We start from the raw sequence: 17,126 nt of genomic DNA, 5'->3' as shown, positions 1-17,126 counted from the left end.
GCGATGACTGAAGTCACTTCAGCGCATGTGCCGTCCAGGGTTGTACTCAATCAGGCGGACATTGATCGTGCGCTCACTCGTATCGCCCACGAGATCCTCGAAGCCAACAAGGGCTCCCAGGACCTGGTTCTTTTAGGCATTCCCAGCCGCGGCTATCCCCTGGCGGTCCGCCTTGCCCACAAAATCGCAGCAGCTGACCCGACGGTCAATGCTGAAACGATCGTGGGTCAGCTCGATGTCACCATGTTCCGTGACGATCTCTCGCACCAGCCCACCCGGCCTCCGCGCCACACCCGCTTGCCGTTGTCAGGGATCGACAACAAAGTAGTTGTCCTGATCGACGACGTCCTGTACTCGGGCCGCACCATCCGGGCAGCACTGGATGCTTTGGTGGACCTTGGCCGTCCCCGGATTGTCCGCTTGGCCGTGCTGGTGGACCGGGGCCACCGTGAGCTCCCCATCCGCGCGGACCACGTCGGCAAGAACCTGCCCACCTCTTCCTCGGAGAAAGTCCGTGTCCACCTGGAGGAAATCGACTCCGTTGACGGCGTTCCCGTCAATGAAGTAGTTATCGAGGCGGGGAAGTGAAGCACCTTCTTTCCACTGAAAACCTCAGCGCTTTCGACGCCATCCGCGTCTTGGACACGGCAGAAGAAATGTCTGCCGTGGGCGAGCGTGAAGTGAAAAAGCTGCCTGCCCTGCGTGGCCGGACAGTAGTGAACCTCTTCTTCGAAGACTCCACCCGGACGCGGATCTCGTTCGAGGCTGCCGCCAAGCGACTTTCCGCCGACGTCATCAACTTCGCCGCCAAAGGGTCCTCGGTGTCCAAGGGGGAATCCCTCAAGGACACCGCACAGACCCTGGCCGCCATGGGTGCGGACGCCGTTGTCATTCGTCACTGGGCGTCCGGCGCCCCGCACCGGCTTGCTGCCACGGACTGGATTGACGCTGCTGTGATCAATGCCGGTGACGGCACCCACGAGCACCCCACCCAGGCCCTGCTGGACGCTTTCACCATGCGCCGGCACTGGTCCAGGATCAACGGCATCGAGTCAACGGGGGCGGACCTGTCGGGCATGCGCGTTGCGATTGCCGGCGATGTACTCCACTCCCGTGTTGCCCGGTCCAACGTCTGGTTGTTGAAAACCCTTGGCGCCGAGGTCACTCTGGTGGCGCCACCTACGCTGCTGCCCATCGGCGTCGAGCACTGGCCTTGCAAGGTCAGCTACAACCTGGACCAGACTCTGGAAGCGGGTATCGACGCCATGATGATGCTCCGCGTCCAGGGTGAGCGGATGAACGCCTCGTTCTTCCCCTCGACCCGTGAGTACTCCCGCCGCTGGGGATTCGACGACGCCAGGCTCCGTGCCCTGGATGACCTGGGCATGAAGGACACCATCATCATGCACCCCGGTCCCATGAACCGCGGCCTGGAGATTTCTTCGGCAGCTGCTGATTCACCGCGCTCCACTGTGCTTGCCCAAGTCCGCAACGGTGTCTCGGTCCGCATGGCCGCCCTGTACCTGCTGCTCTCAGGAGACTCCCGGGAAGCAGCCCAGAACGTAAGCCAGTCCAGCAAGGAGACCAACTGATGGCCGAGAACACCTACCTGATTCGTGGTGCCGCCATCCTCGGCGGCGAAGCTGAGGACCTGCTGATCCGCGACGGCGTCATCGAAGCACGCGGCAAGGACCTCGCTGCTGAAGGTGCCACTGTCATCGACGCCGCCGGACTCGTTGCGCTGCCCGGCATGGTTGACGTGCACACCCACCTGCGCGAGCCGGGCCGCGAAGACGCCGAAACGGTGGAAACCGGTACCCGGGCCGCGGCTTTGGGCGGATTCACGGCTGTCCACGCGATGGCCAACAGCAACCCCGTGGCGGACACCGCCGGAGTCGTGGAACAGGTCCACAGCCTGGGCCGTGCATCGGGCTGGGTGGATGTGCGCCCCGTTGGTGCAGTCACGGTGGGGTTGGCCGGTGAGCAACTTGCCGAGCTTGGCGCCATGGCCGATTCCCGCGCGCAGGTCCGCATGTTCTCCGATGACGGAATCTGCGTTCACGATCCCGTCCTCATGCGCCGCGCGCTGGAGTACGTAAAGGCGTTCGACGGCGTGGTGGCCCAGCACGCGCAGGAACCGCGCCTGACCGCCGGGGCACAGATGAACGAAGGCACGGTCTCTGCCGTACTTGGACTGACCGGCTGGCCGGCTGTAGCCGAGGAAAGCATCATCGCCCGTGACGTCCTGCTGGCCCAGCATGTTGGTTCCAGGCTCCACGTCTGCCATGTCTCCACCGCCGGATCAGTCGAAATCGTGCGCTGGGCCAAGGCGCGCGGGATCAACGTCACGGCCGAAGTGACGCCCCACCACCTGCTCCTGACCGATGAACTGGTCCGCAGCTACGATCCCGTCTACAAGGTCAATCCGCCGCTGCGAACCGATGCTGATGTCCAGGCGCTCCGTGAGGGCCTGGCCGACGGCACCATCGACGTCGTGGGAACCGACCACGCCCCGCACCCCAGCGAGCACAAGGAATGCGAGTGGGCGCAGGCGGCCATGGGTATGACCGGCCTCGAAACTGCGTTGTCGGTAGTCCAGGAGACCATGATCGAGACCGGCTTGATGACCTGGGCGGATTTCGCCAGGGTCACCTCGTTCACGCCTGCGGTCATCGGGCGGGTCGCTGACCAAGGCCGTCCGCTGGAGGTTGGCGAACCTGCCAACGTCATCCTGGTGGACCCGGCTGCGCGTTGGACGGTCGACCCCCATAAAATGGCAACCATGGGCCGCAATTCACCGTTCAAGGGCAAGGAGCTGCCCGGATCCGTGGTGGCAACCTTCTTCAAGGGCCACCCCACGGTCCTTGACGGCAAACTCAACACGCCGTACCGGTACCCGGCAGTCAGCAGCATTAATGGATAACCAGACACTGACCGTGCTCATCACGGTGCCGCTGATCCTCGCCGTCCTGGCGATGATCTGGCTGGGGTGGCGGAACAGGCTCAGGCGCCAGTCCGACGTCGAACGCCTTCCGGTCCTGCCGGAGCAGCTGACGCCGGCCACCGTCGTCGCTGATGGCCAGTACGTTGCCACCACCACGGCGGGGGATTGGCTTGACCGTATCGCGGTCCAAGGCCTGGGTATCCGGACGAATGCGGAACTGAGCATCCACGCCGAAGGTGTGTTGTTCGACCGCTCCGGTGCCGCCCCTGTTTTCATACCCCGCGAGGCAGTGACTGACGGCCGGGAGTCCAACGGCATGGCAGGGAAGTTCGTCGAGAAAGACGGACTCCTGGTCATCAGTTGGAAACTCGGCGGCCGTGAACTCGATACCGGGTTCCGGACCCGGCACGCAGCCGACAAAAAGCTCCTCCTTGAAGCCCTCCAGGAATTGATCTCCGCAGCCCCTCAGGCAGATGCCGATAGTGGAAAGTAATAAAGTGACGGATAGTAAAGCAGCCACCACACCCACCCCCTCAGCAGCAGTACTCGTGCTCGAAGACGGCCGCATGTTCCGCGGCCGCAGCTACGGAGCCCAGGGAACCGCTCTCGGTGAGGCCGTCTTCGCCACCGGCATGACCGGCTACCAGGAGACCATCACCGACCCCTCCTACGCGCGCCAGCTGGTGGTCCAGACAGCGCCGCACATCGGCAACACCGGCGTCAACAGCGAAGACGCTGAATCCCGCCGCATCTGGGTTGCCGGATACATTGTCCGGGACGCCGCCCGCCGCCCCTCCAACTGGCGCTCAGAGCGAAGCCTTGACGATGAACTGGTAGAGCAGGGCATTGTTGGCATCCAGGGCGTCGACACCCGGGCCATCACCCGCCACCTCCGCGAGCACAAGACCATGCGTGCAGGCATTTTCTCCGGCGAGGCGGCCCAGGCCACTGACAAGGAACTGCTGGAGACCGTCCTGGCCAGTGAGCCCATGGAAGGTGCGGCGCTGGCTGAGGAAGTCTCCATCGATGAGGCCTACGTTGTGGAACCAAAGGACCACGGCTGGGAAGGCGAGCCACGCTTCTCCATCGCTGCTGTTGACCTTGGCATCAAGGCCATGACTCCGGTCCGCTTCGCAGAGCGTGGAGTGCGCGTCCACGTCCTGCCTGCAACGTCCACGCTGGAGGATGTCAACGCGGTCAAGCCGGACGGTTTCTTCATGTCCAACGGACCCGGGGACCCGGCTACGGCAGACCACCAGGTCTCGCTGCTGCGCTCGGTGCTGGATGAGAAGCTGCCGTACTTCGGCATCTGCTTCGGCAACCAGATCCTGGGCCGCGCCCTGGGCTTTGGCACCTACAAGCTCCGCTACGGGCACCGTGGCATCAACCAGCCCGTCATGGACCGCCGGACCGGGAAGGTCGAAATCACATCGCAGAACCACGGCTTCGCCGTGGATGCGCCGCTGAACGGTTCCACTGTGGCCCCCGAAGAGCGCTTCGGACGCGTCGAGGTCAGCCACGTGTCATTGAACGACGACGTCGTTGAAGGACTCGCCTGCCTCGATATCCCCGCGTTCTCCGTCCAGTACCACCCGGAGGCTGCTGCCGGCCCGCACGATGCCGCCTACCTCTTTGACCGCTTCATCGACCTCATGGCCGATACCAAGTCCAAGGCCACAGCTGCGGCCTCCACCGACTCCAAGACTGAGGACACGAAGTAATGCCCAAGCGTACAGATCTCAAGAGCGTCCTTGTCATCGGATCCGGCCCCATTGTCATCGGCCAGGCGGCTGAGTTCGACTACTCCGGCACCCAGGCACTCCGTGTCCTGAAAGAGGAGGGCCTGCGGGTCATCCTGGTCAACTCCAACCCGGCCACCATCATGACGGACCCCGAGTTTGCCGACGCCACCTACGTGGAGCCCATCACCCCCGAGGTGGTTGAGAAGATCATCGCCAAGGAGCGTCCGGACGCCATCCTGCCCACCCTGGGTGGCCAGACCGCTTTGAACACCGCCATTGCGTTGGACAAGAACGGCGTACTGGAGAAGTACAACGTGGAACTCATCGGGGCCAACATTGCCGCCATTGAGCTCGGCGAAGACCGGGAGAAGTTCAAGGGCGTGGTGGAGCGTTGTGGTGCAGAGTCTGCCCGCAGCCACATCATCCACACCATGGATGAGGCCTTCGCTGCTGCCGAGGATCTTGGCTACCCCATGGTGGTCCGCCCGTCCTTCACCATGGGTGGCTTGGGCTCAGGCTTGGCTTACAACGAGGACGACCTCCGCCGCATCGTCGGCCAGGGCCTCCAGTACAGCCCCACCACCGAGGTCCTGCTCGAAGAGAGCATCCTTGGCTGGAAGGAATACGAGCTGGAAATGATGCGCGACAAGAACGACAACGTCGTTGTTGTCTGCTCCATCGAGAACTTCGATCCCGTAGGTGTCCACACCGGTGACTCCATCACTGTTGCACCGGCTCTGACCCTCACGGACCGCGAGTACCAGAAGCTGCGCGATGTTTCCATCGCCGTCATCCGCGAAGTCGGCGTGGACACCGGCGGCTGCAACATCCAGTTTGCCATCGACCCCGCTACGGGCCGCGTAGTGGTCATCGAAATGAACCCGCGTGTTTCGCGGTCGTCCGCGCTGGCATCGAAGGCCACGGGATTCGCCATCGCCAAGATCGCTACCAAGCTGTCCCTTGGTTACACCCTGGATGAGATCCCCAACGACATCACCCAGAAGACCCCGGCTTCGTTCGAGCCGACCCTGGACTACGTAGTGGTCAAGGTTCCGCGCTTCGCCTTCGAGAAGTTCCCGGCTGCCGACAACACCCTGACCACCACCATGAAGTCTGTTGGCGAAGCCATGGCGATGGGCCGCAACTTCACCGAGGCACTGCAGAAGGCCCTGCGCTCCCTGGAACAGAAGGGCTCGCAGCTGGACTTCAGTTCAGTACCTGAATACGAAGTGGCCGAGCTCCTGGAGAAGGCCAAGCGGCCCACCACTGAGCGCCTTCACCAGGTCCAGCGCGCATTGCTGGGCGGGGCGAGCATCGAGGACGTCTTCGAAGCAACCAAGATCGATCCCTGGTTCCTGGACCAGTTGCAGTTGCTCAATGAGACCGCCCAGGAAATCCGCAAGGCCGGTGTGCTGACCGAGGAAATGCTGCGCAACGCCAAACGCCACGGTTTCTCCGACGAGCAGATCGGTGCCTTGACGCACAACAACGAGGCCGTGGTCCGCGGCGTCCGCCAGGCCCTGGGCATTCGTCCGGTCTACAAGACCGTGGATACCTGCGCCGCTGAGTTCGCTGCCTACACCCCGTACCACTACTCCTCCTACGACGAGGAAGACGAAGTAGGCCTGCACGCCAAGCCCTCGGTCATCATCCTGGGCTCGGGACCGAACCGCATCGGCCAGGGCATCGAGTTTGACTACTCCTGCGTCCATGCGTCCATGGCGCTGCGCAAGGCCGGCTATGAGACCGTGATGGTCAACTGCAACCCTGAGACCGTCTCCACCGACTACGATGTCTCCACCCGCCTCTACTTTGAGCCGTTGACCCTTGAGGACGTCCTTGAAGTCATCGCCGCCGAAGAGCGCACCGGTGGCGTCATGGGCGTGTTCGTCCAGCTCGGTGGCCAGACTCCGCTGAAGCTGGCGCAGCAGCTCGCCGACGCCGGCGTCCCCATCCTCGGGACTTCGCCCGAAGCCATCGACCTCGCAGAGCACCGCGGCGCGTTCGCCCGCGTATTGGACGAGGCCGGATTGACCTCCCCGAAGAACGGCACTGCCGTTTCCTTCGAGGACGCGAAGAAGATTGCCGATGAAATCGGCTACCCGGTCCTGGTCCGTCCGTCCTACGTACTGGGCGGCCGCGGCATGGAGATCGTCTATGACGAAGCCAACCTTTCCCGCTACATCGCCAACGCCACGGAAATCACGCCGGACCACCCCGTGCTGATCGACCGCTTCCTCGAGGACGCCGTCGAAATCGACGTTGACGCGCTCTTCGACGGCACTGACATGTACCTCGGCGGCATCATGGAACACATCGAAGAAGCCGGTATCCACTCCGGCGACTCCGCGTGCGTCCTTCCCCCGATCACCCTGGGCAACAACGTGATCGAGCGCGTGCGCACCGCAACCCGGGCCATTGCCGAAGGCGTGGGCGTCCGTGGCCTGATCAACATCCAGTTCGCGCTGGCCTCAGACGTCCTGTACGTGCTCGAAGCCAACCCGCGTGCTTCCCGCACGGTCCCCTTCGTCTCCAAGGCAACGGGTGTGCAGATGGCCAAGGCGGCAGCCCTGATCGGCACCGGCGTGACCATCAACCAGCTCCGCGGCGCCTACAAGATGCTGCCGGAAACCGGTGACGGCTCCACCTTGCCGTTGGATGCACCGGTTGCCGTGAAGGAAGCTGTGCTGCCGTTCAGCCGCTTCCGTACGCCCGAAGGCAAGGTTGTGGACTCCCTCCTCGGCCCGGAAATGCGTTCCACCGGTGAAGTCATGGGCATCGACAAGCACTTCGATACCGCTTTCGCCAAGAGCCAGGCTGCCGCGAACAACGCGCTGCCCACCGAAGGCAAGATCTTCGTTTCGGTGGCCAACCGTGACAAGCGTTCGGTCATCATGGGCGTCAAGCGCCTCTCGGACCTCGGTTTCGAGATCGTCTCCACCGGTGGCACTGCTGATGTCCTGCGCCGCAACGGCATCCAGGCCACTCCGGTCCGCAAGGTGGCCGAAGGCAGCAGCGCCGAGGGCGAGGGCACCATTGCCGACCTCGTGATCGCCGGTGAGATCGACATGGTCTTCAACACCCCCTCGGGTGGCGAAGCCCGCAGCGATGGATACGAACTCCGGGCAGCAGCAACGTCCATCGGCATCCCCTGCATCACCACCGTGGCTGAGTTCAACGCCGCGGTGCAGGCCATCGAGGCACTGCGGACCTACGAATGGTCGGTGACCAGCCTGCAGGAGCATGCCGCCAACCTCTCCGCAGCAATGGAAGCAGCCAATGCCTGAGTCTGCTTCACCCCAGCAGGGTCAGCAGCCGGCCCGGGAGTCCTTTGGCTCCCGGCTGGCTGCGGCCATGGCTTCCCGTGGCCCGCTCTGCGTCGGAATTGATCCGCACCCGCAGCTGTTGGCCGACTGGGGATTGAACGACGACGCCGCAGGGCTGGAGCGTTTTTCGCTGACGGTGGTGGAGGCGGTGTCTTCCCTCGCTGCCGCGGTCAAGCCGCAAGTGGCGCTCTATGAGCGTCACGGTTCCGCCGGAATGGCGGTCCTTGAACGCACCTTGGCTGCATCCGCGGAGGCAGGGGTACTCAGTATCGCTGACGCCAAGCGCGGGGATATTGGTTCCACCATGGCCGCGTATGCCGATGCCTGGCTTCGTGATGGTTCATCCTTGGCCGCTGACTCAGTGACACTGAGCCCTTACCTTGGCTTTGAGTCATTGCGCCCTGCGTTGGATCTTGCTGCGCAGTACGGCAGGGGAGTGTTCGTCCTGGCTTTGACGTCCAACACTGAGGGGAAGTCCGTCCAGCATGTTGGCGGAAGCGAGTCAGTTGCCCGCAGGATTGCCTTGGCGGCCGGCGTCGAGAATCAGCGTTACAGCGGGGCCCTTGGTTCGGTTGGACTGGTAGTGGGGGCAACCATCGGCTCTGCCTTGGATGACCTGGGTATCGATCTTGGACAGGTCCGCGGGGCGATCCTGGCTCCCGGGCTTGGCGCCCAGGGTGCCACCCCTGCTGACCTTCGAGCCACGTTCGGAGCCGCATATCCCACGGTCCTTGCTACGTCCAGCCGGGGCATCCTGGCCGCGGGTCCCACCGTGGAAGGCCTGCGTGCGGCCACCGAAGCGACCCTGAGGGATCTCCGCTCCTGAGGCCAACGCGGGGTCACTTGTGGCCCCTTCAGGCTCCTGAAAGGGCCATAAGTGACCCCGCGTTGATTCAACTCATTGCGCAACAGCGCCCCTGCCGGTAGGTTCAGGATCAGTCCGCGTGATCTGGATCACAATTGCGATCTGACAGGGGTTTGGCAGTGGGCCTTAAAGAGCTGACACCACAGGAGCGTTCCGATGCGCTGGAGAAGGCGGCCAAGGCGAGGGCAGTCCGTGCCGCCGCCAAGGAAAGGCTTAAGCGCGGCGAGGTGAGTATCGCGGAGTTGATCTCCTCCGGCACTACGGACGAGGCGATCGCCCGCATGCGTGTGGTGGAACTCCTGGAGGCCCTGCCGGGCATCGGTCCGGTCCGGGCGGCGGGGATCATGGCGGAGATTGGCATCGCCGGGTCCCGCCGCATCAGGGGCCTGGGAATTCACCAGGCCCGGGCGCTGGTAGATTTTATGGATACCCAGCAAAGCGTATGACGCATCTCCCCGAAGGAATCCGTGAGCAAGAAACCCGGACTGACTGTCCTTGCAGGCCCCACTGCCGTTGGCAAGGGAACCGTTTCCACCTACATCAGGGACAACTATCCAGAGGTCTGGCTCTCCGTCTCGGCAACCACGCGGGCTGCACGTCCGGGTGAGCAGGATGGCGTCCACTACTTCTTCAAATCCGCCGAGGAGTTTGATTCCCTGGTGGCCGATGGTGAGCTGCTGGAGTGGGCCGTGGTCCACGGGCAGAACCGCTACGGGACCCTTCGCAGCACCGTCAACGCAGCAATTGCCGAAGGAAAGTCGGTCCTTCTGGAGATTGACCTCCAAGGCGCGCGCCAGGTCAAGGAGGCCGTTCCGGACGCCAATTTCGTGTTCCTGGCTCCGCCCACCTGGGACGAAATGGTCCGCCGCCTGGTGGGCCGCGGCACGGAAACTCCCGAGGAACAGCAGCGCAGGCTGGAAACCGCTAAACTGGAACTTGCTGCTGAACCGGAGTTTGACCACACCGTCATCAATGACGACGTTCGCCGGGCAGCGGACGAGCTTGTTTCACTCATGGGGCTTACCCCGCACCAGCGCTAAGCGCTTGCATTTGTTGGCCCGCTAAAATTTGGAGAATTCGTGTCCACGAACCTTGAAGGCATCATCAACCCGCCGATCGATTCGCTGCTTGAGGCTGCTGATTCCAAGTACGGCCTGGTCATCTTCGGCGCCAAGCGCGCCCGTCAGATCAACGCCTACTACGCACAGCTCCACGAGGGCCTTTTCGAGTACGTCGGCCCCCTGGTTGACACCAAGCTGAACGAGAAGTCGCTCTCGATCGCCCTGCGCGAGATCAACGAAGGCCTTTTGGTGTCCACACCGATCGAGCCCGCAGAATAAACAGGCTGCCTGTTGACGGAGGTCACGTGCGCATAGTCCTCGGAGTCGGGGGAGGGATAGCAGCCTACAAGGTTGCATCGCTCCTCCGGCTTTTTACTGAAGCCGGCCACAGGGTCACGGTCATCCCCACGGAAGCTGCCACCCGGTTTGTTGGCGTGGCCACGTGGGAAGCCCTCTCGGGGAACCCCGTGAGCAACAGCGTCTTCGATGACGTCGAGAAGGTCAACCATGTGCGTTTGGGCCATGAAGCCGACCTGATCGTGGTTGCGCCCGCTACAGCGGACCTGCTTGCCAAAGCCGCAACAGGACAAGCGGGCGACCTCCTCACCAACACCCTGCTCATGGCACACGGGCCGGTTCTTTTCGCCCCGGCGATGCACACGGAAATGTGGCTGCATGCCGCTACCCAGGGAAACGTCGAAACATTGCGGCGCCGTGGGGTGACAGTCCTGGAGCCTGCTTCCGGCCGTCTCACGGGATCCGACTCGGGTCCTGGCCGCCTGCCGGAGCCCGAGGCAATTTTTGCTGCGGCCATGGCATTGGTCGATGCCCCGGCCGCAGAGACTTTGTTGACTTCGGCGGAGCTGCCCTTGGCTGGCCGGACCGTAACGATCTCCGCCGGCGGCACTCGGGAGGCGCTGGACCCTGTCCGCTTCCTGGGCAACCGTTCCTCCGGCAAGCAGGGAGCTGCCCTTGCTTCGGCTGCTTTGGCTGCCGGTGCAACGGTTCGGTTCCTTGCCGCGCATATGGACGTCGAGCCGCCTGCCGGCGTCGAGCTTGTCCGCGTTGAATCAGCCTTGGAGCTGCGCGAGGCAGCATTGAAAGCGGCAGTTGGTTCCGACGTCGTCATCATGGCTGCCGCCGTAGCGGATTTCCGTCCGGCAGAGGTCTCGGACACCAAGATCAAAAAGGTCGACGGCGAGGACGCGCCCGTTGTGCGGCTGGTACGCAACCCGGACATCCTGCAGGAGCTCGTGGAGCGGCGGAACGCCGAGGGCGGACGTCAGCTGATCGTTGGTTTCGCGGCTGAGACCGGCGATGCCCAAGGCGACGTCCTGGAGCACGCAACGGCCAAACTCAAGCGCAAAGGCTGCGACCTCCTGGTGGTTAATCAGGTGGGCATAGGCCGCGTGTTCGGCCAGGATGACAATTCCGTGGTGGTCCTCTCCGGTCACGGGGCCGAACCGCAGTCGGTCGCCGGCTCCAAGGCTGACGTGGCCGCTGCTGTGGTTGATCGGGTGGGCGTCGAGCTCACGCGTGTCTACCCGGCGTTGTAACCGAGCCCACACCCGGATTCTTAGCAAAGGGACACACGGCAGAAACCGCTGTCCCGCAACCCAGTAAGGTGGTCGAGTGACTTTACCGCTGCACCATGAACACCATGGCACCCCGTCCAAGCTCCGGCTCTTCACTTCAGAGTCGGTTACCGAAGGGCACCCGGACAAAATCTGCGACCAGATCAGTGATGCCATCCTTGATGCGCTCCTGGCTGCCGATCCCGAGTCCCGTGTGGCCGTTGAAACCATGGCCACTACGGGCTTGGTGCATGTGGCCGGTGAAGTCACGACTGACGCTTACGTCGAGATTCCCCAGATTGTCCGCGAGACCATCCTTGGTATCGGTTATGACTCATCGGCGAATGGCTTCGACGGCGCGCGCTGTGGTGTCTCGGTATCCATTGGCCAACAGTCCAACGACATCGCCGGTGGAGTCTTCAATTCGCTGGAGGCCCGTGAAGGCCGCCAGGAGGACGACTACGACCTCCAGGGCGCAGGGGACCAGGGCATCATGTTCGGCTACGCCAGTGATGAAACGGCCTCCTACATGCCCACCCCCATCTGGCTTGCGCACCGTTTGTCGGAGCGGCTGACTGAAGTCCGCAAGAACGGCGAGTTGGCGTACCTCCGCCCGGATGGGAAGACGCAGGTCACCGTAGGATACGACGGCGACCGTCCGGTTTCGGTTGAAACCGTGGTCATCTCCAGCCAGCACGCCGAGGAAGCCAGCCTGGAGCAGCTTCGGGCAGATCTCGCCAGCTACGTCATCGAGCCCGTGCTGGCGGCATCAAACCTGGATCTCTCGCGGACGGCGAACATCCTGAACCCTGCCGGCGCGTTCGTCATTGGCGGCCCTGTCGGCGACGCCGGCCTCACCGGTCGCAAGATCATTGTGGACACCTATGGTGGGTTCTCCCGCCACGGTGGCGGAGCTTTCTCCGGCAAGGATCCGTCCAAGGTTGACCGTTCAGCTGCCTATGCCATGCGATGGGTTGCCAAGAACGTCGTGGCAGCCGGACTTGCCAAGCGTGCCGAAATCCAGATCGCGTACGCCATCGGGCAAGCACGTCCGGTGGGAACCTACGTCGAAACCTTCGGCACGGAGACCGTGGATCCGGCACGCATCAGCGAAGCGATCAACGAACTCTTTGACCTGCGTCCCCGTGCGATCATCGATGCACTCGACCTGAAGCGGCCCATCTACGCCAGGACAGCAGCCCATGGGCACTTCGGTCGCGAGGAGCCGGACTTTACCTGGGAGCGGCTGGATCGTGTGGCGGACTTGAAGGAATACTTCAACGCCTGATTCCTTGGAGGATCGTCCGTCGCCGGACGCATCAATCCAGGATGTTGCAGTTTTGTCAGTGGCCTGTGGTTGGCTGGTGCCAGAGAGATGCCCGCAGCGGGTCATTCCCGCTGCGGGCATTCAGGGTTAATTGGGCATCCAGGGTTAATTGGGCATCCAGGGTTAATACTCCGTCCAGGAGCGGGAGGTGAAATCAATGGCAGGACACGAAGCCCAGTCCTCGCTGCTTCAACCCTCGTTGTTGCAGGGTTTTCCGGACCGTGCACCGGTCAACGGGCCGCCACTTGCAGCGGAAAATCCTGTGGCAAGGGTGATCCTTGAGTCGTCATTGCCCCACTTGGACCGGCCCTTCGATTACAGCGTTCCAGCAGAGCTGAGCGAAGATGCTTCACCGGGGGTCCGTGTGAAGGTCAAGTTCAACGGCCAGGAACTCAACGGCTACATCCTGGAACGGCGGGCAGACTCGGACGCTGCGGGGCCCCTCAGCACTTTGCACAAAGTGGTTTCACCGGTAGCTGTACTGACGCCCGCGGTCTCGGAACTGGCCAGTACCGTTGCTGCCCGATACGCCGGAACGCTGAGCGATGTCCTGCGCACCGCCATCCCGCCACGCGTTGCCAAAGTGGAGAAGGAACTGCTGGCAGGAGAACTGGCTTCCGGGGTCGCTGAGCTGAAGCCATTGACCGATGCGCGGGCCTGGGCCAACTACTCCAACGGTCCGTCCTATCTGCAACACCTGGCCGGTGGTGGTTCACCGAAGGCTGTCCTCACTGCACTCCAGGGTTTCGGTCCAGGTGGCTGGCCGGCCCTGGTGGCCTCCGCCGTGGCCACTGTCAGGTCCTCGGGGCGTGGCGCAGTGGTGGTTGTGCCCGACTACCGCGACCTTGAACAACTGGAAAATGCCTTGGCCAAGGTCCTGCCGTCAAGCGACATCGCGCGGCTGGCTGCCGATGACGGCCAGACGCCCCGGTACAGGAATTTTCTCCGGCTCTTGAGCGGCTCCGCCGGTGTTGCTGTTGGAACCCGTTCGGCTGCCTACGCACCCGTCCAGGATCTTGGGCTGGTGGTCTGCTGGGACGACGGCGACGACCTCCACATTGAACAACGGGCTCCCTACGCGCACACCCGGGAGGTCCTGCTGCTGCGCGCCGAGCAGGCGAACGCGGCGTGCCTGATGGCCTCGCACAGCCGCAGCACCGAACTCCAGCGGCTGGTGGAAATGCAGTGGGCGGTGCCGATTGAAGCGCCCCGGACGGTTGCCCGATCCATAGTTCCCCGGGTCCTGAACACCGCTGACAGTTTTGAGCAGGAACGCGATCCCCTGGCAAGGATCGCCCGTTTGCCAGGTGCTGCCTGGCGTGCGGCAAAAGAGGCCTTGGAGCGCGGACCGGTCCTGGTACAGGTAGCGAGGGCCGGATACGCTCCCTCCCTGGTCTGTGAGACCTGCCGCGAATTGGCACGCTGCAACGCCTGCCAGGGCCCACTGGCAATATCCAGCGGCACCGCAATACCGGCTTGCAAGTGGTGTTCCACTCCGGCTCCCCAATGGCGGTGCACCCACTGCAATGGAACCCGGCTGCGGAAGGGAGCTACGGGTGTCATGCGGACTGCGGAGGAACTGGGGCGCGCCTTCCCCGGCAAGGCTGTGGTGACGTCCTCCGGTGAGCACATCAAGGCAACCGTGCCCGACGCCCCTGCCTTGGTGGTGGCAACTGTGGGCGCCGAACCCATCGCACCCCATGGCTATGCTGCCGCCTTGCTGCTGGATGGCAATTCGCTGCTCCGAAGGGAAAACCTCAGGGCCGGCGAGGACACCGTCCGGCGGTGGTTCAATGCCGCTGCCTTGGTAAAGCCGGCCCGTGAGGGAGGCCTTGTGGTCATCACCGCTGATGACACAGCAGCCACCGGGGCGTTGCTGCGGTGGGATGCGCCCGGTTTCGCTTCCAGGGAATTGGCACTGCGTAAGGAACTTCAGCTACCACCGGCTGTCAGGGTGGCCTCCGTGACCGGTGCCAGGGCCGACGTCGCGCATTTTGCCGAAGCATTCGACACCGGCGCTTCCCCGGGAACCAAGCTCCGCAGTGCAGGGCCGGCCCCGGTGCAGCTGTTCAGCGGCAGCCAATCCCCAGCTGCTGCCGCCGAGGCCGAGGTCAGGACGCTGTACTTCATTCCATATGCCGACGCCGCGGAAACCACCCGGGCCATGCGGGCCTTAAAGGCAGCCAACGCCGCCAAGCGCACGTCCGGTCCGGTGCAATTGCGGCTCGACGGCGTAGACGTTCTCTGACCTGTGAGGTTACGTCCGGCTCCGGCGCAGGGCCACCACTTCCTCGGCTGCGGCCAATAGTTGCCGCGCCGATACGTCCCAGTTGAATTCTGACGCGCGTGCGGCTGATGCCCGGGACCGGCGCTGCCACAACCCGTCATGGCCAAGTGCTGTCACGGCGGCGGCGAATTCTTCGGGCGATTCGGGGTCGACGTAGCTGACGGCGTCCCCACCCACTTCCCGGAAGATCGGGATGTCGCTGGCGATGACCGGTGTTCCCAAGGCCATGGACTCCACCAGCGGCAAACCATAACCTTCGGCGCGTGAAAGGCTGATCAACGCCGTCGCCCGCAGAAGGAGTTTGTCGTATTCGGCATCCGTAACGCCATTGTGGAAGATGACTTTGGCTCCCGCGGGAACAATGGCCTCCAATTCAGCCTTCCGTTCGGGGGTGATCCGGCTGAGCAGGTGCAGCGTGTAATCCTCCAGTCCGGCCATGCCCCGGATCATGGTTTCCACGTTCTTGTAGGGCATGAAGGAGCCCATGTAGAGCAGTGCCTTGTCGGCGCCGGCCTCGGGGTCCCGGGGCTGCTGTCCGGGTTGGGGGGCATTTCCCACAATCCGCACCGGGCGTTTGGTCAAGGCGTACTTTGCCATGAGGGCTTCGGTGGTGCGGCTGATCGTGGCCACGATGTCCGCCCGGTTCAACAGGAGCCGCTGGGGCCAGAACGCCTTGTGGTAGAGCCTCCACAGCAGTCGTACCGGTGCGGGGAGGAAGCCTGGGGGAGCCGGGTGTTCATAGTAGATGAGGTCATGGAGCGTGAGGACCAGTCCGTAGCGGCGTCCAAGGGTACCCATGGTCTGCATGGGGCACACAACAACATCGGCACCCAACGGATTGACCTTACGGGCCACGAACAGCTCCAGCGGCGACAAAGGGCTGTTGACCATTACATAGGGGACTTCCGGCAGGAGTGCCAGTTGGCGTTTGTCGCTGATCAGCATGGTGACATCGGCTATTTTGGATGTTGCCGCTATCAGGCTGGAACCGTAGCGGCTGATGCCATCGTGGTGGTCCGTTCGGGTAAAACGTGCGTCGATGACAATTTTCACGCGGGGTGTTCCTCCAGGAAGGTGCGGATTGCTTCAGCCGCCGGAACCGGCGTTTCGTAGTGGATCAGATGCCCGACGCCGGGAATCACTTCCAGCTTTGCATCAGGGAGCCGCTTCATGAGTTTGTGCTGGTTGGGAAGAGTAGCGATCTCATCTTTTTCGCCGGCGACAAGGAGTACGGGGAGAGTGAGCTGTTCCGCGACCTCGGCCACGTTGCCGGAGACGGAGGCCTTGAATGATTCAAGCAGGCTTTTCCTGTCTGAGAAGGCACTGAAGTAGGCATCGTGTTGGCCATGGATGAAACGGCGAAGGGCTTTGTCCTTGGTTTTGGCCATGGTGATGCTCATGATGCGAACGATCACCCTGTTGCGAAGAATCGCCAGTCCGAGGCGGGCCGGAAACTTGGCGGATGCTTGGTAGTACAGCACCGCTAGTTTGGTCATGATGCCCTTCGGCCCCTCCAATGCCGGCGCAGCAATGGGGTTGATCAGGATCAGCGGGTAGACAGTACCGGGATTCGCGGCAGTGAAGTGGCTGGTGACGATTGATCCGAAGGAGTGGCCCAGCAGGACAGTTTTGCTGTCCAGGGCGAGTGCGGCCATGAAACCGGAGATGAACTTCCCATAACGCTCAACGCTGTGTTCGTCCTCGATGAAGGGCTCCGAGCTCCCGAACGCGGGCAGGTCCGGCATGATGATCCGCATTTCCGGGAGCTGGTCCGCCACACGGAGCAATCCGTGGTGATCTCCACGGAATCCGTGAATCACCAGGATGGTGCGGGTTTCAGGGGTGACAATGACCGGTTCGTAGGTCCAAAACGCCACCTTGCTGCCATCGACGTCCACCTCTGAAGCCACAGTCCGTCCTGGCAGGGCAGCGCTGAAGAACGCGCCGGCTGCTTGCGTCCCGTCGGGGGAGTTTGCGGTGTCCATTTTCGCCATGCAATT

At 63.1% G+C, this 17,126-nt stretch carries 15 protein-coding genes; 13 read left to right on the top strand and 2 right to left on the bottom strand.

All coding sequences use genetic code 11. From position 1 onward, the window contains the following. Positions 1 to 3 precede the first annotated feature (3 nt). From pyrR to LDN85_RS12030, 13 genes are all read left to right on the top strand, one after another. Complete coding sequence (pyrR, locus tag LDN85_RS12090) at positions 4 to 588, top strand: bifunctional pyr operon transcriptional regulator/uracil phosphoribosyltransferase PyrR (protein WP_026540805.1); 585 nt, start codon at positions 4 to 6, stop codon at positions 586 to 588. Further along, positions 585 to 1,592 (top strand): aspartate carbamoyltransferase catalytic subunit, encoded by a 1,008-nt coding sequence (locus LDN85_RS12085; protein WP_223943194.1) that lies wholly within the window; start codon positions 585 to 587, stop codon positions 1,590 to 1,592. The genes pyrR and LDN85_RS12085 overlap by 4 nt, the downstream gene beginning before the upstream one ends. Next, on the top strand, positions 1,592 to 2,923 hold the full coding sequence (locus LDN85_RS12080; RefSeq protein ID WP_026546879.1) for a dihydroorotase: 1,332 nt from the start codon (positions 1,592 to 1,594) through the stop codon (positions 2,921 to 2,923). The genes LDN85_RS12085 and LDN85_RS12080 overlap by 1 nt, the downstream gene beginning before the upstream one ends. Then, positions 2,916 to 3,437, top strand: coding sequence for a hypothetical protein (locus LDN85_RS12075; protein WP_026540802.1), 522 nt, complete (start codon positions 2,916 to 2,918; stop codon positions 3,435 to 3,437). Before LDN85_RS12080 ends, LDN85_RS12075 begins: the two co-directional genes overlap by 8 nt. Then, positions 3,418 to 4,665 (top strand): glutamine-hydrolyzing carbamoyl-phosphate synthase small subunit, encoded by a 1,248-nt coding sequence (gene carA, locus LDN85_RS12070; RefSeq protein ID WP_026540801.1) that lies wholly within the window; start codon positions 3,418 to 3,420, stop codon positions 4,663 to 4,665. The genes LDN85_RS12075 and carA overlap by 20 nt, the downstream gene beginning before the upstream one ends. Further along, positions 4,665 to 7,973 (top strand): carbamoyl-phosphate synthase large subunit, encoded by a 3,309-nt coding sequence (gene carB, locus LDN85_RS12065; RefSeq protein ID WP_026540800.1) that lies wholly within the window; start codon positions 4,665 to 4,667, stop codon positions 7,971 to 7,973. The genes carA and carB overlap by 1 nt, the downstream gene beginning before the upstream one ends. Beyond that, positions 7,966 to 8,838, top strand: coding sequence for an orotidine-5'-phosphate decarboxylase (pyrF, locus tag LDN85_RS12060; RefSeq protein ID WP_223943193.1), 873 nt, complete (start codon positions 7,966 to 7,968; stop codon positions 8,836 to 8,838). Before carB ends, pyrF begins: the two co-directional genes overlap by 8 nt. Before the next feature lie 158 nt (positions 8,839 to 8,996). Next, complete coding sequence (gene mihF / locus LDN85_RS12055) at positions 8,997 to 9,323, top strand: integration host factor, actinobacterial type (protein WP_024816819.1); 327 nt, start codon at positions 8,997 to 8,999, stop codon at positions 9,321 to 9,323. A 21-nt stretch (positions 9,324 to 9,344) separates the two neighbouring features. Beyond that, entirely contained in the window at positions 9,345 to 9,917 is a 573-nt protein-coding gene (gene gmk / locus LDN85_RS12050; protein WP_026540798.1) for a guanylate kinase, read from the top strand. Between the two features lie 39 nt (positions 9,918 to 9,956). Next, positions 9,957 to 10,217 (top strand): DNA-directed RNA polymerase subunit omega, encoded by a 261-nt coding sequence (gene rpoZ, locus LDN85_RS12045; protein WP_017197559.1) that lies wholly within the window; start codon positions 9,957 to 9,959, stop codon positions 10,215 to 10,217. A gap of 26 nt (positions 10,218 to 10,243) precedes the next feature. After that, a complete protein-coding gene (gene coaBC, locus LDN85_RS12040) occupies positions 10,244 to 11,494 on the top strand; it encodes a bifunctional phosphopantothenoylcysteine decarboxylase/phosphopantothenate--cysteine ligase CoaBC (protein WP_223943192.1) in 1,251 nt (416 codons plus the stop codon). Positions 11,495 to 11,570: 76 nt separating this feature from the next. Continuing rightward, positions 11,571 to 12,800: a methionine adenosyltransferase gene (metK, locus tag LDN85_RS12035; protein ID WP_026540796.1), complete on the top strand. Its 1,230-nt coding sequence runs from the start codon at positions 11,571 to 11,573 to the stop codon at positions 12,798 to 12,800. Positions 12,801 to 12,996: 196 nt separating this feature from the next. Continuing rightward, positions 12,997 to 15,087 carry a primosomal protein N' gene (locus LDN85_RS12030; protein ID WP_223943191.1) on the top strand — a complete coding sequence of 697 codons (2,091 nt, stop codon included), beginning with the start codon at positions 12,997 to 12,999 and terminating at the stop codon, positions 15,085 to 15,087. A 9-nt stretch (positions 15,088 to 15,096) separates the two neighbouring features. On the opposite strand, the gene LDN85_RS12025 is transcribed toward LDN85_RS12030, so the two are convergent. Together LDN85_RS12025 and LDN85_RS12020 are read right to left on the bottom strand one after the other, a co-directional pair. Continuing rightward, the gene (locus LDN85_RS12025; RefSeq protein ID WP_223943190.1) at positions 15,097 to 16,179 is read right to left on the bottom strand and encodes a glycosyltransferase family 1 protein; all 1,083 of its coding nucleotides are present in this window, start codon (positions 16,177 to 16,179) and stop codon (positions 15,097 to 15,099) included. Continuing rightward, positions 16,176 to 17,120, bottom strand: a complete 945-nt coding sequence (locus LDN85_RS12020; protein ID WP_223943189.1) for an alpha/beta hydrolase — start codon at positions 17,118 to 17,120, stop codon at positions 16,176 to 16,178. Before LDN85_RS12020 ends, LDN85_RS12025 begins: the two co-directional genes overlap by 4 nt. Between the last annotated feature and the right edge of the window lie 6 nt (positions 17,121 to 17,126).

Origin of the sequence: Arthrobacter sp. StoSoilB20, assembly GCF_019977295.1 — a bacterium.
In the GTDB taxonomy this organism is placed as follows: domain Bacteria; phylum Actinomycetota; class Actinomycetes; order Actinomycetales; family Micrococcaceae; genus Arthrobacter; species Arthrobacter nicotinovorans_A.
The sequence above is the reverse complement of the archived record's forward strand: the minus strand, read 5'-3'. Positions and strand labels throughout refer to the sequence as shown.

What these genes read in the sequence shown, in the direction of transcription:
- pyrR (WP_026540805.1), top strand. Translation starts at nt 4, where the DNA reads ATGACTGAAGTCACTTCAGCGCATGTGCCGTCCAGGGTTGTACTCAAT.
- LDN85_RS12080 (WP_026546879.1), top strand. Translation starts at nt 1,592, where the DNA reads ATGGCCGAGAACACCTACCTGATTCGTGGTGCCGCCATCCTCGGCGGC.
- LDN85_RS12075 (WP_026540802.1), top strand. Translation starts at nt 2,916, where the DNA reads ATGGATAACCAGACACTGACCGTGCTCATCACGGTGCCGCTGATCCTC.
- carA (WP_026540801.1), top strand. Translation starts at nt 3,418, where the DNA reads ATGCCGATAGTGGAAAGTAATAAAGTGACGGATAGTAAAGCAGCCACC.
- carB (WP_026540800.1), top strand. Translation starts at nt 4,665, where the DNA reads ATGCCCAAGCGTACAGATCTCAAGAGCGTCCTTGTCATCGGATCCGGC.
- pyrF (WP_223943193.1), top strand. Translation starts at nt 7,966, where the DNA reads ATGCCTGAGTCTGCTTCACCCCAGCAGGGTCAGCAGCCGGCCCGGGAG.
- LDN85_RS12030 (WP_223943191.1), top strand. Translation starts at nt 12,997, where the DNA reads ATGGCAGGACACGAAGCCCAGTCCTCGCTGCTTCAACCCTCGTTGTTG.
- LDN85_RS12020 (WP_223943189.1), bottom strand. Translation starts at nt 17,120, where the DNA reads ATGGCGAAAATGGACACCGCAAACTCCCCCGACGGGACGCAAGCAGCC.